This window comes from Thioclava dalianensis, assembly GCF_000715505.1.
In the GTDB taxonomy this organism is placed as follows: domain Bacteria; phylum Pseudomonadota; class Alphaproteobacteria; order Rhodobacterales; family Rhodobacteraceae; genus Thioclava; species Thioclava dalianensis.
The window spans coordinates 1-13479 of record NZ_JHEH01000011.1; the positions used below are offsets into that span (position 1 = coordinate 1).

General features: G+C 63.9%; 13 protein-coding genes. 11 read left to right on the forward strand and 2 right to left on the reverse strand.

Annotated features, from left to right (window positions below; genetic code table 11):
- From DL1_RS10360 to DL1_RS10400, 9 genes are all read left to right on the forward strand, one after another.
- Positions 1-825: heparinase II/III family protein (locus DL1_RS10360; RefSeq protein ID WP_038065794.1), on the forward strand; the 825-nt coding region annotated here is incomplete at its 5' end.
- Positions 826-893: 68 nt separating this feature from the next.
- Entirely contained in the window at positions 894-2480 is a 1587-nt protein-coding gene (gene purH, locus DL1_RS10365; protein WP_038065996.1) for a bifunctional phosphoribosylaminoimidazolecarboxamide formyltransferase/IMP cyclohydrolase, read from the forward strand.
- A gap of 82 nt (positions 2481-2562) precedes the next feature.
- Positions 2563-3042 carry a signal peptidase II gene (lspA, locus tag DL1_RS10370; protein ID WP_038065796.1) on the forward strand — a complete coding sequence of 160 codons (480 nt, stop codon included), beginning with the start codon at positions 2563-2565 and terminating at the stop codon, positions 3040-3042.
- A gap of 73 nt (positions 3043-3115) precedes the next feature.
- Positions 3116-3667 carry a DUF3035 domain-containing protein gene (locus DL1_RS10375; protein WP_038065798.1) on the forward strand — a complete coding sequence of 184 codons (552 nt, stop codon included), beginning with the start codon at positions 3116-3118 and terminating at the stop codon, positions 3665-3667.
- Between the two features lie 99 nt (positions 3668-3766).
- On the forward strand, positions 3767-5158 hold the full coding sequence (locus DL1_RS10380; RefSeq protein WP_051693479.1) for a M16 family metallopeptidase: 1392 nt from the start codon (positions 3767-3769) through the stop codon (positions 5156-5158).
- Positions 5155-6480 (forward strand): M16 family metallopeptidase, encoded by a 1326-nt coding sequence (locus DL1_RS10385; RefSeq protein ID WP_038065799.1) that lies wholly within the window; start codon positions 5155-5157, stop codon positions 6478-6480. Before DL1_RS10380 ends, DL1_RS10385 begins: the two co-directional genes overlap by 4 nt.
- A gap of 65 nt (positions 6481-6545) precedes the next feature.
- Positions 6546-8408, forward strand: a complete 1863-nt coding sequence (mutL, locus tag DL1_RS10390) for a DNA mismatch repair endonuclease MutL (RefSeq protein ID WP_038065802.1) — start codon at positions 6546-6548, stop codon at positions 8406-8408.
- Positions 8405-9853, forward strand: coding sequence for a DNA recombination protein RmuC (locus DL1_RS10395; RefSeq protein ID WP_038065805.1), 1449 nt, complete (start codon positions 8405-8407; stop codon positions 9851-9853). The genes mutL and DL1_RS10395 overlap by 4 nt, the downstream gene beginning before the upstream one ends.
- 58 nt (positions 9854-9911) lie before the next feature.
- Positions 9912-10256: a DUF3775 domain-containing protein gene (locus DL1_RS10400; RefSeq protein WP_038065807.1), complete on the forward strand. Its 345-nt coding sequence runs from the start codon at positions 9912-9914 to the stop codon at positions 10254-10256.
- 76 nt (positions 10257-10332) lie between these two features.
- On the opposite strand, the gene DL1_RS10405 is transcribed toward DL1_RS10400, so the two are convergent.
- On the reverse strand, positions 10333-11019 hold the full coding sequence (locus DL1_RS10405) for a response regulator transcription factor (RefSeq protein ID WP_038066000.1): 687 nt from the start codon (positions 11017-11019) through the stop codon (positions 10333-10335).
- 142 nt (positions 11020-11161) lie between these two features.
- Here DL1_RS10405 and ribA point away from each other — a divergent pair, with 142 nt between their 5' ends.
- Positions 11162-12241, forward strand: a complete 1080-nt coding sequence (gene ribA, locus DL1_RS10410) for a GTP cyclohydrolase II (protein ID WP_038065809.1) — start codon at positions 11162-11164, stop codon at positions 12239-12241.
- Positions 12238-12810, forward strand: coding sequence for a L,D-transpeptidase family protein (locus tag DL1_RS10415; RefSeq protein WP_051693480.1), 573 nt, complete (start codon positions 12238-12240; stop codon positions 12808-12810). The genes ribA and DL1_RS10415 overlap by 4 nt, the downstream gene beginning before the upstream one ends.
- On the opposite strand, the gene DL1_RS10420 is transcribed toward DL1_RS10415, so the two are convergent.
- Positions 12807-13466, reverse strand: a complete 660-nt coding sequence (locus DL1_RS10420) for a YggS family pyridoxal phosphate-dependent enzyme (RefSeq protein WP_038065811.1) — start codon at positions 13464-13466, stop codon at positions 12807-12809. The two genes, DL1_RS10415 and DL1_RS10420, sit on opposite strands and share 4 nt — an antisense overlap.
- Between the last annotated feature and the right edge of the window lie 13 nt (positions 13467-13479).

Genomic DNA, 13479 nt, shown 5'->3' on the forward strand with positions numbered 1-13479 from the left:
GGCGTCCGGCGCGAGCCGATGGCGATGGGATTTGCGCGGATCCAAGGTGGGCGCGCATCGCTGATCATCGATGCCGCACCGCCGCCGCGCGGGATGGAATCGGCCAATGGCCATGCCTCGACGCTGGCTTTCGAGATGACATCGGGCCGCCGCCCTCTCATCGTCAATTGCGGCTCGGGCGTGCATTTCGGCCGAGACTGGGCGCGCGCGGGGCGCGCCACGGCGAGCCATTCGACGCTTTCGATCTTCGGCTATTCCTCGTCGCGGCTCGGCCCCGAGCGCCTGTTTGGCCGCGCGCCGCGCGCCTATCTGGCGAAAACGCCGAAAAATGTCTGGACGCGCAGCGACGACCTGACCGAGACAGGCCAGCTCTTTGGCCATGACGGCTATAGCGAAACCCATGGCATGACCCATATCCGCGAGCTGGATCTGAGCGCGGATGGCCGCACGCTGCACGGGCGCGACACGTTGGGGGCGATGACGCCGCAAGATATCGCTCGCTTCGATCAGATCTTCGAGCGCGAGGGGCTTCGCGGCATTCCCTTCGACATCCGCTTTCACCTGCATCCCGATTGCGACGCCACTCTGGATATGGGCGGGCATGCCGTATCCGTCGCTCTGCGCACCGGCGAGATCTGGGTGTTTCGCCATGACGGCGTGGCCGAGCTGGCGCTGGAACCCTCGGTCTATCTCGAAAAAGGGAGGATCAGGCCCCGCCCATCGCTTCAGATCGTGCTTTCGGCACGTGTTTTGGACCGCGCATGCCAGATCGGCTGGACCTTTTCGCAAGCACGCGATAACCCGTCCGCGAACGACGCGCCCTGACCTTGGGGCAAACTCCAAGGCCTCCCCGTTGCGCGTATTCCTGACCAACGCTAGCGAGGATGCTGCCCGTGACCCGCCCGATCCCTCTGACCCGTGCCCTGATTTCCGTCTCTGACAAAACCGGCCTGCTTGATTTCGCTCGGGCGCTGTCGGCGCGCGGCGTCGAGCTGCTCTCCACCGGCGGCACCGCCAAGGCTCTGCGTGAAGCGGGCATGAGCGTGCGCGACGTGGCCGATCTGACGGGCTTTCCCGAAATGATGGATGGCCGCGTGAAGACGCTGCACCCGGCGGTCCATGGGGGGCTGCTCGCGCTGCGCGACAATGACGAGCATCTCGCCGCGATGGAGGCCCATGGCATCGAGGGGATCGATTTGCTGGTGGTCAACCTCTACCCGTTCGAGGAAACCGTCGCCAAGGGCGCCGATTACGATGAATGCATCGAGAATATCGACATCGGTGGCCCCGCGATGATCCGGGCTGCCGCCAAGAACCATGCTTTCGTGACCACGGTGGTCGATGTGGCCGATTACGGGCGCGTTCTGGCCGAGCTGGACCGCAATGACGGTGCGATTGGCTATGCCTTCCGCCAGAAGCTGGCCCAGATCGCCTATGCGCGCACCGCCGCCTATGATTCTGCCGTCAGCACTTGGATGGCGGGCGCGATTGGCGAAGAGACCCCGATCCGCCGCACCTTTGCAGGCACGCTCGCCCAGACCCTGCGCTATGGCGAGAACCCGCATCAGAGCGCGGCTTTCTACCATGACGGTACCAACCGCCCGGGCGTCGCGACCGCCAAGCAGCTTCAGGGCAAGGAGCTGAGCTACAACAATATCAACGACACCGATGCGGCCTTTGAACTGGTCGCGGAGTTCGGCACCGAAAAGCCGACCGTCGCGATCATCAAACACGCCAATCCCTGCGGTGTGGCCAGCGGTGACAGCGTGATCGAGGCCTATAAGCGCGCCTTCGATTGCGACCGCACCTCGGCCTTCGGGGGGATTATCGCCCTGAACCAGCCGCTCGATGCGGCCACTGCCGAAGAAATCACTAAGATCTTCTCCGAGGTCATCATCGCGCCTTCGGTCGAAGAGGCCGCGAAAGAGGTCATCGCAAAGAAAAAGAACGTGCGCCTGCTGGAGACCGGCGGGCTGCCCGACCCGGCTTCTGCGATCACCACCTATCGTCAGGTGGCAGGCGGTTTCCTCGTGCAGGGCAAGGATAACGGCGAGATCACGCTTGATGACCTCAAGATCGTGACCGAGCGTCAGCCCTCGGAGCAGGAACTCAAGGACATGCTCTTTGCCTGGAAAGTGGCCAAGCATGTGAAATCGAACGCGATCATCTACGTCAAGGATGGCGCAACCGTGGGCGTGGGCGCAGGTCAGATGAGCCGCGTCGATTCGACCCGGATCGCCGCGCGCAAGGCGCAGGACATGATGGAGGCCTGCGGTTTTGACGTGACGCCGACGCAGGGCTCTGTCGTGGCCTCGGATGCGTTCTTCCCCTTCGCCGACGGGCTGATCACAGCCGCCGAGGCAGGGGCCACCGCGATCATCCAGCCGGGTGGCTCGATGCGCGATCAGGAGGTCATCGATGCGGCCAATGAGCGCGGCCTTGCGATGGTCTTCACATCGATGCGCCATTTCCGCCATTGAATCTAAGAACTGCCCTCTGCACCCCGGGACAGGCCCCGGGGGCGGGGGATATCTCTGCGCCGATCAACAAGCGAGACCCAAGATGCAACTGGCCGGACGCACCGCCGCACTTGTGCTGATCATTGATCAGCTATCGAAATATATCGTGGTCCAGCGCATGCAGCTTGACCGCGTTGGCGCGATCGATGTTTTGCCGCCATGGCTCAATTTCCGCATGGCGTGGAATCGCGGTGTGAATTTCGGCCTGTTCTCGGGAGAGGGCGATGTTACGCGCTGGGTGCTGATCGCGGTGGCGCTTATCATCTCGGGCTGGGTCTGGGTCTGGGTGGCACGCACGCCCCATTCCCGCCCCGTCATGATTTCAGCGGGGCTTTTGATCGGCGGTGCGCTTGGCAATGTCGTCGACCGGATCGCTTATGGCGCGGTGGCCGATTTCATCAATACCTCCCTGCCGGGCTGGTCCAACCCGTTCTCGTTCAACGTCGCAGATATCTCGATCTTCCTCGGCGCGATCGGTCTGGTGCTGTTTGCAGGCAAGGACAAAGCCCCCAGCAAGGACTAGACCGATTTTTCGCTGGTGACGGCGCTGCGATGTTGCGTTAAGACAGGGGCACAAACGGTAATGGGAGTTGTCCATGCAGGTTCGATACGGCACGCTCAGCATCGCGATGGCTGCGGTCCTGATGCTCACGGCTTGTGGCAATGACCGCACGCCGAGCCTTATGAATCTGCGGTCTTCGCATCAGGGACCGGATGAATTCGGTATTGTGCCGAACAAACCGCTTCAGATGCCCGAGAACCTCGCGCAGCTTCCGACGCCAACGCCGGGCGGCACGAATCTCACCGATCCCACGCCAGAGGCCGATGCCGTGGCCGCTCTTGGCGGCAATCCGCGCCGTGTGACCGCAAGCGGCACAGTGCCGGGTTCCGATCAGGCCTTGGTGGCCGCTGCCTCGCGCTATGGCACGCAGGCTGGCATCCGTCAGACCCTTGCCGCCGAAGATCTGGCCTATCGCAAGAAGAATGACGGTCGCCTACTGGAGCGCCTGTTGCAGGTCTCGGTCTATAACAAGGCCTATAAGCCGATGGAGCTGAACCAGACCGCCGAGTTGCAGCGCTGGCGTCGTGCCGGTGTTGCGACCCCCGCAGCACCGCCCTCCAGTGCCGCGCAGGATGCGGCAAAGTAGCGCCGCCACGCGTCTTCACGACAATGTCACCACTCTATACGGTCGCGGCGCGAGCCCGTATCGTATTCGCCTATATTGGTCCTGTGAGGAGTTCTGATTTTGCGCGCTTTCCTGCTGGCCCTGCTGTTCATCGCAGGCGTTACTCCGGCCGTCGCCGAGACTGTCTCGACCTTCGAATTGCCCAATGGCTTGCAAGGCGTCGTGATCGAGGATCACCGGGCCCCTGTTGTCGTGCAAATGGTTTGGTACAAGGTCGGGTCCGCCGATGAGCAGCGCGGCAAATCGGGCATCGCGCATTACCTAGAGCACCTGATGTTCAAGGGCACGAAAACGATGGCGCCGGGCGAGCTGTCCAAGACGGTTTCGGCCAATGGCGGCTCGGACAACGCTTTCACGAGCTACGATTACACCGCCTATTTTCAGCGCATCGCCGCAGATCGCCTGCCTTTGGTGATGAAGATGGAAGCGGACCGGATGCGCAACCTCCAAATCACGCCCGAGGATGCCAAGACCGAGTTGCAGGTGATCCTCGAAGAGCGCTCGCAGCGCACCGATTCCAACGTCAACGCGCAGTTCTCAGAGCAGCAGCGGGCCGCGCAATTCCTCAACTCGCCCTATGGCACGCCGGTGATCGGCTGGCGGCGCGAGATGGAGGGACTGACCCGGCAGGATGCGCTCGACTGGTATCACGAATTCTACGCGCCCAATAACGCGATCCTTGTGGTGGCGGGCGATGTCACCCCCGATGAGGTCAAAGCGCTGGCCGAGAAATATTACGGCCCGCTCAAGCCGACCGAGGGTCTCAAGCCCCGCGCGAGGCCGCAGGAGCCGCCGCAGCGCGCCGCCCGCCATCTGACCTTCAAGGATGACCGGGTCGCACAGCCCTATCTGACGCGCAGCTATCTCGCGCCCGAGCGCAACCCCGGCGATCAGAAAACCGCCGCTGCTCTGAGCGTGCTGGCCGAGATCCTTGGCGGCAATCAGGCCTCTTCGGTGCTGGGGCGCAAGCTGATCTACGGCAATGGCACGGCGATTTACGCATCGGCGGGCTATGACGGGATGTCGATTGACCCGACGACCTTCACGGTCTCGGTGCTGCCCGCCAAGGATGTGAGCCTGCCCGAGGCCGAGCAGGCCCTCGATACGGCTCTGGCGCAGTTCCTCAAGGAAGGGATCGACCCCGAGCAATTCGCCCGCATCAAGACGCAGATCAAGGCCGCCGAGATCTATTCGCGCGACAACACCCAAGGGCTTGCGCGCCGCTATGGCGAAGCGCTGGCCTCGGGCTTTAGCGTGAAGGATGTGGAGGATTGGCCCGATGTGCTGACCGCCGTGACCGAGCAGGATGTGATGGATGCCGCCAAGGCGCTGTTCAACCCCGATACCTCGGTGACGGGCTATGTCGAGCGCGCCGATGCAGCACCCGCCGGGGCCAGCGCCACCTCTGCCCCGGCCTTGCCGCCCACCACGACGCAGGAGGTCACGCAATGATCCGCGCCATCTTCACCCTGCCCACGCGCCTTGTGCTGGCGGGGCTCTTCGCGCTGGTGCTGGCCCTGCCCGCCCGCGCCATCGAGATCCAGCAGGTCACCTCGCCGGGCGGCATCAAAGCGTGGCTGGTGGAGAATCACGACATCCCCTTCACCGCGCTCGACATCGCCTTCCGCGGAGGTGCCAGCCTTGATGCGCCGGGCAAACGCGGCGAGATCAACCTGATGACCGCGACCCTCGAAGAGGGGGCCGGCACGCTCGACAGCCAGCAATTCGCCGCCGCTCAGGAGGCACTGGCCGCCGAGTTCGGCTTTGATGTCGGCGATGATACGCTCGAAGTTTCGGCCCGGATGCTGACGGAAAACCGCGACAAATCGGTCGATCTGCTGCGCTCTGCGCTGATCAATCCGCGCTTCGATCAGACCGCGATTGACCGGGTGCGCCAACAGGTGCTCTCGATCATTGCCTCGGATGCGAGCGATCCCAACGCGCTGGCCGCCGAGACCTTCCGCAAGCTGGCCTATGGCGATCATCCTTATGGCAGCTCGCTCAACGGGACCGTCGAGAGCGTGAAGGGCCTGACCCAAAGCGATATGTTCGACGCCAAGGCCCGGGTGATGAGCCGCGATCACATGGTCGTCTCGGTGGTGGGCGATATCACACCCGCCGAGCTTGGCCCGATGCTCGACACGCTGCTGGGCGATCTGCCTGCAACCGGGGCTGCGATGCCCAAGCCGGTGACGCCCGTTTTCAAAGGCACGGTCACCCGGGTCGATTTCGACAGCCCGCAATCGGTGGTGATTTTCGGCCAGAAGGGGATCAAGATGGATGATCCCGATTTCTTCGCCGCCTATGTGCTCAACCAGATTATCGGCGCGGGCGGTTTCTCGTCGCGGCTGATGGATGAGGTGCGCGAGAAGCGCGGGCTGACCTATGGCATTGCCTCATATCTTGTCGACAAGGACGATGCGCAGACATGGCAGGGCAGCTTTGCCTCGGCTAATGAGAAGGTCGCCAAGGCGATCTCGGTGGTCAAGGATGAGTGGAGCAAGGCCGCGACCGGGGCGGTCAGCGATAAGGAACTCGCGGATGCGAAAGCCTATCTCACCGGTGCCTATCCGCTGCGCTTCGACGGCAATGGCACGATTGCGGGGATCATGACGGGCATGCAGCTCAACGGGATGTCGCCTGACTACATCAAGACCCGCAACGACAAGGTCAACGCCGTGACCAAGGCCGATATCGCACGGGTTGCCAAGCGGGTGCTCGATCCCGAAGAGCTGAGTTTCGTGATCGTCGGGCGGCCGATCGGGCTGAACTGAATTCGACGGCGATCGCCTGCGCGAATCTCTTGGGGAGACCCGCGCATCATGCTATCCCTAGTAGGATGAACCAGCACAACCGCAACATGCGCGCGAGCGAGCGCCCCGTAATCCGCCAGCTTGATGACGCGGCGGCCAACCGTATCGCGGCGGGCGAGGTCGTGGAGCGGCCCGCCAGCGCCGTCAAGGAACTGGTCGAGAACGCGCTCGATGCCGGGGCCGGTCGGATCGAGATCGCCTATGCCGATGGCGGCAAGACGCTGATCCGGGTCAGCGATGATGGCTGCGGGATGACTGCCGAGGATCTGCCGCTCGCGCTTTCGCGCCATGCCACCTCGAAGATCGACGGCTCGGATCTGCTCAACATCCACACCTTCGGGTTTCGCGGAGAGGCGCTGCCCTCGCTCGGCGCGGTCGGGCGGCTCACCATCACCTCGCGCGTGGCGGAGGGCGAGGCGGTGCAGATCGCGGTGGCGGGTGGCGCAATCGGCCCGGTGAAGCCCGCCGCGCTCAATCGCGGGACGGTCGTTGAGCTGCGCGATCTGTTCTATGCGACGCCTGCGCGGCTGAAATTCATGCGCACCGACCGCGCGGAGGCTCAGGCGATCGCCGATGTCATCAAGCGGCTCGCGATGGCCGAGCCCTATGTCAGCTTCACGCTCACCGATATGTCGGGCGAAAAGCAGCGCGAGATCCTGCGGGTCGATGGCGAACAGGGCGAACTGTTCGATGCGCTCTCCGCCCGGCTGGCCCGCGTGATCGGACGCCAGTTCGTCGACAATTCCGTGCAGATCGAGGCCGAGCGCGACGGCGTTCGTCTGACCGGATTTGCAGCCCTGCCCACCTATTCCCGCGGAGCTGCCGTCGAGCAGTTCCTCTTCGTCAACGGGCGCCCCGTGCGCGACAAGCAACTGACCGGGGCGTTGCGCGCGGCCTATATGGATTTCCTCTCGCGCGAGCGACATCCGGCAGCCTGCCTGTTCCTGAGCTGCGATCCCGAGCAGGTCGATTGCAACGTCCACCCCGCCAAGGCGGAGGTGCGCTTTCGCGAGGCGGGCAGCGTGCGCGGGCTGATCGTGACCGGGCTGCGCCATGCGCTCGCCAATGCAGGCCATCGCGCCTCTTCGACCGTGGCGGATGCGACGCTGGGCGCGATGCGCCCCGAGGCGGCCCCTGCCCCCGGCCAGCCGCCGCGGATCTACCAGATGGACCGCCCCAGCATGGGGGCTGTGCGCCACGCCTATCAGGCGCAGGCCCCGGCCTTTAACGAGCCTGCGCCCTCCTTCGACTATGCCCCCTCGGCGCGCGCCGAGCCACCTCCGCCGCCGCAAGCGCCCGAATTGGAGGCGCGGCCTTTGGGAGCCGCCCGCGCGCAGGTGCATGAGAATTACATCATCGCTCAGACCGAGCACGGCATGGTGATCGTCGATCAACACGCGGCGCATGAGCGGCTCGTCTATGAAAAGCTCAAGGCGCAGATGGCGCAGAACGGCGTGCCCGCGCAGGCCCTGCTGATCCCCGAGATCGTCGAGCTATCGCCGGGCGATGCCGCACTTCTTCTGGAACATGCCGAGGCTTTGATGAAGCTCGGCCTGAGCATCGAGCCTTTCGGCGGCTCTGCGGTGGCCGTGCGCGAGACCCCCGCTGTGCTGGGCGAGATCAATGCCGAGGCAATGCTGCGCGATGTGCTCGATGAACTGTCCGATCTGGGCGACAGCCAGCTTGTGCAGGCCCGTATCGAGGCCGTGCTTTCGCGCATGGCTTGTCATGGCTCGATCCGCTCGGGCCGCCAGATGCGCGCCGATGAGATGAACGCGCTGCTGCGCCAGATGGAAGCCACGCCCCATTCGGGCCAGTGCAACCATGGCCGCCCCACCTATGTCGAGCTTCGTCTCAGCGATATTGAAAGACTGTTTGGCCGCACATGATCCAGATTGGCACGCTCACGCTCGACCTCAATGACCCGATCGTTCAGGGGCTGATCGGCGCAGCCCTGCTGGCGCTGATCTTTGCGGGGCTGTGGATTTCCGCGCGCCGCCAAGCCCGCGAGCTGGCCGCCGATCTGGCGCAGGCCGAGCCTTACCGCGAAGAGGCGCAGAACCTGCGCGAGGCGCTCGCGGCCTCTGAGGCGGCTGCCGAACGGCTGCAAGAGGTGGAGCAGGCGCTGGAGCAGACCCGGGCGCAACGCGATGGGGAATACCGCGCGCGCATCGCGAAATCCGAGGCCTATGACAGTCTGCAACGCGAACATGGCGCCCGGTTGGAAGAGTTGCGCGGCATGAAGAAGGAAATCGAGGATCGGTTTTCTTCGGTCGCCTCCGGCGTGCTGCAAAAGAATTCCGAGGCCTTCCTCAGCCTTGTGAGCGAGCGCTTCAAGACCCATGAGAAAACCGCCCAGGAAGAGCTGGACCGCCGCCGCGACGCGATCGAGCATCTGGTGAAACCGCTCAATCTGCGGCTCAATGAATTCGGCGAGCAGATCCAATCTATCGAGAAAGCCCGCAACGAGGCTTACGGCGCGATCCACCAGCAGGTGCGCTCATTGGCCGAGGGGCAGAGCTCGCTGGGGCAGGAGACACGCAAGCTGGTGCAGGCGTTGCGCGCGCCAAAGACACGGGGCCGCTGGGGTGAGATGCAGCTGCGCCAGGTCTTCGAGATGGCGGGCATGACCGAGAATGTGGATTTCCATCTCGAGCATCACATGTCGACCGATGAGGGCGCGCGCCGCCCCGATGCGATTGTGCATATCCCGGGCGGCAAAAGCATCGTTGTGGATGCCAAGACGCCGCTTGAGGCCTATCTCGACGCGCTGGAGGCCGACACGCCAGAGCTGCAAAACGCCGCGATCACCCGCCATGCCCAACAGGTGCGCAACCACGTCAAGATGCTGGCCTCGAAGGCCTACCAGTCCCAGCTCTCCGAGACGCCGGATTTCGTCGTCATGTTCATCCCCGGCGAAACCTTCGTGGCCGCCGCCGCCGAAGCCGATCCGGGCCTGATCGAATATGCGTTCCAGAACAAGGTTCTGATCTCAAGCCCGACGACGTTGATGGCGCTGGTCAAGGCCATCGCCTATGGCTGGCAGCAAGAAAAAATGGCCAAGAACGCCGTCGAGGTGCAGAAAACCGCGCAGGATCTCTATGAGCGGATCAAGGTGTTTGGCGGCCATGTCGATGCGGTGGGCCGTGCGCTGACCCGCTCGGTCGAAAGCTACAACAAAGCCGTGGGCTCGCTCGAAAGTCGCGTTCTGCCCTCGGCGCGCAAGTTCGAATCGCTGGGTGTGGTGGCCGATGAGGGCAAGCTGGAAACGCCTTCGCTTGTCGAAAGCCAGCCCCGCCCGCTCTCGGCCCCGGCCCTCACCAATGACGAATAGCGCATGAGGCTTGCGCAAACTGGCCTGCGGGTGGACACTACTTGCAGGAGGATTGCCCATGCTCACTCTCAGCCCCGCCGTGATTGCCACCGTCATCCTGCGCGCCCGGAAGTTCGATGCGGGCGTCCCCAGCTCGGGCCATGCGCGTGAGCTGCGCGCCTTCATCGCGTCGCTGAACGACGACGAGAAGGCCGAGCTTACCGCCGTGATGTGGATCGGACGCGAGACGTTCGAGCCCTCGGAACTCGCCGAGGCGATCCAGACCGCCAAGGCCGAGGCGACTGTGCCCACCGAAGATTACCTGTTGGGCATCCCGATGCTCGCCGATCATCTCGAAGATGGGCTGAATGCGATGGGTGTAACGCTCGAAGAGGCCGAAGAAGATATCTTTCCCAGCGTCTAGCGGCCCCAAGCGCCGGACGAAAAAAGCGGCCCCCGAAAGGGCCGCCTGAACCGATACTCACACCGAAATGCAGGTCTTAGCCCACGAGGCGATAGCCACCGGATTCGGTGACGAGCAGCCGCGCATTCGAGGGATCGGGCTCGATCTTCTGGCGCAGGCGATAGATATGGGTCTCCAGCGTATGCGTGGTAACGCCCGCATTGTAGCCCCAGACCTCATGCAGCAGCACGTCGCGCGGCACAACACCATCGGTGGCGCGATAGAGGAACTTGAGGATATTGGTCTCTTTCTCGGTCAGACGGACCTTCTTGTCCTTGTCGTCGACCAGCATCTTCATCGCCGGTTTGAACGTATACGGGCCGAGCTGAAAGACGGCATCCTCGGATTGTTCATGCGTACGAAGCTGGGCGCGCAACCGGGCAAGGAGGACCGGGAATTTGAACGGCTTGGTCACATAATCGTTGGCACCGGAATCGAGGCCGAGGATCGTGTCGGCATCGGTATCATGACCGGTCAGCATGACGATCGGGCACTTCACGCCCTGCTTGCGAAGCTTCTTGCACAGCTCACGGCCATCGGTATCGGGCAGGCCCACATCCAGCACCACAAGGTCGTAAAGCGCGCTGCGGGCCTTATCGACCGCGTCATGCCCGTTCTCCGCCTCATAGACTTCGAAGTCATCCGTCGCGACCAATTGCTCAGCCAGCGCCTCGCGCAGGTCGGTGTCGTCATCGACCAGAAGAATTTTTTTCAGTGATGCCATCTTATTCGCCTCCGATTGCATTTGACGCATAGCTGTTGCGTTTTCACGCTTGCGACAAGGGGGATGAAACCTATCTCACGCGGACGTGTCGAATCACGCAAGGATATTTCAATTTGTTACAGTCATCGCTATCTGAGGGGGTATGAAACCGATTTCCCCCCTTGGCCCGAGCGCCTCTGAACGGCTCAACCGCGCCCGCGGCGATCTTCGCATGGGCCTTCCCGTCCAGCTCGAGGGGCAGGGCCTTGCGACCGCTGTCGAGGCTCTGACGCCGGACCGTCTGGCCGCTCTGCGCGCGCTCGGGCCGCTCACTTTGGCACTGACGGCGCGCCGCGCGCAAACGCTCAAGGCGCGGGTCTACGATGGCGATCTCGCCCGGATCCGCGTGCCAGAGGAGGCTGATCTGAGCTGGCTGCGCGCGCTGGCCGATCCCGCCGATGACCTGCGGATGCCGATGAAGGGCCCGCTGATCAGCTTGCGCGAAGGCGACAGCGCCCCGGCCCGTGCGGCGATCCGGCTGATCAAATCGGCCCATCTCCTGCCCGCGGCCCTGCTGGTCGACACGCCCGAGACGCTGCCCGAAGGGCTGACCGCGATCCGTGTCGCAGAGGCGCTCGAGGCCGCCGATATCCCGCAAAGCTTCGCGCCGGTCTCGGCAGCCCGGGTACCGATGCGCGCCGCAGAAGCCGGTCGGTTGCATATCTTTCGCCCCGATAACGGTGCCGAAGAGCATTACGCCATCGAGATCGGCAAACCTGATCGCAGCAAACCCGTGCTCGCGCGGCTGCATTCCGCCTGCTTCACCGGCGACGTGCTGGGCTCTCTGAAATGCGATTGCGGCCCGCAGCTGGATGCAGCGCTCACGATGATGGGGGAGCAGGGCGCAGGCGTGCTGCTCTATCTCAATCAAGAGGGCCGCGGCATCGGGCTTGCCAACAAGATGCGCGCCTACAGTCTGCAAGATCAGGGGTTTGATACGGTCGAGGCCAATCACCGTCTGGGCTTTGAAGATGACGAGCGGGATTTCCGCATCGGCGCGGCGCTGCTCAAGAAGCTGGGCTTCGCCTCGGTCCGGTTGCTGACCAACAATCCGGCGAAATCCGCGATGCTCGAAGCAAATGGAATCACCGTGAGCGAACGGGTGCCGCTGAAAGTCGGGCGCAGTCGCCATAACGCGGCCTATCTCGCGACGAAAGCCGCCAAATCGGGGCATCTGCTGTGATCCGGCTCAGCCGCAGGGGCTTGCTCTATCGCGGTCGCTGGTTGCCGGTCGAGATCGGGCGCGGGGGGATCACCGCCACCAAGGTTGAGGGCGATGGCGCCACACCGGCGGGGCGCCTACATATCACGGGCATGCTCTACCGCCCGGACCGGATCGCGCCACCCCAGCCTTGGGCGCAACCGATCGGCCCGCGCGATCTGTGGTGCGATGCGCCCGAAGATCCGCAATATAACCAACAGGTCGCAGCCCCCTTCGCCGCCAGCCACGAGGCCCTGCGCCGTCCCGATCCGCTCTATGACATCGTGCTGCTCACGGATTGGAATCACCCAAAAGCCATCCCCGGAAAAGGCTCCGCGATCTTCGTTCATCAACGTAGGCGCGCCGGATATCCGACCGCAGGCTGCCTTGCGCTGCGCCGCGATCACCTGATCTGGATTGCCCGCACCATCACGCGCGGCGCCGCCATCGAGATTCCCTTCATCTTGGCGAAAATATCTCGGGGGGATGCGCCGTCAGGCGCGGGGGGGCAGCGCCCCCCTCTCCCGCGCGCAAATCGCGACAAGGCTTAGGCCGTGCCGTAATCCCGCGCGCCAAAGATTGCAGACCCTACGCGGATATGGGTGGCACCCGCCGCAATCGCCGCTTCGAAATCGGAACTCATCCCCATCGACAGCCCCGCCAGCCCGTTGCGCCCGGCCATCTGCGCCAGCGCCTCGAAATGGGGCGCGGCATCCTCTGCCTCCGGCGGGATACACATCAGCCCTTCGACGGGCAGATCCATCCCGCGCGCCTGCGTCAGAAACCCGTCGAGATCTTCCGGCAGCACGCCTGCCTTTTGCGGCTCGCGACCGGTATTGACCTGCACGAACAGCGCCGGGCACCGCCCCTGCGCCTGCGCCTGATTGGCCAGTTTGCGTGCCAGCGAGGCGCGATCAAGCGTGTGAATCGCGTCGAACAGCTCGCAGGCAAGCTTGGCCTTGTTGCTTTGCAGCGGGCCGATCATATGCACTTTGCAGCCGGGATAGGCCGCGCGCCAATCGGGCCATTTGCCCTGCGCCTCTTGCACGTAATTTTCGCCAAAAAGGCGGTGACCCTCACGCAGCACCGCCTCGACCCGCGCGTTGGGCTGCACTTTCGAGACCGCGATCAGTTGCACAGCCCCTGCAGGACGCTCGGCCAGCCGCTCGGCTTCGGCGATCCGGTCCTTGATATCGTTGAGCCCCATCTGGCACCTCCGC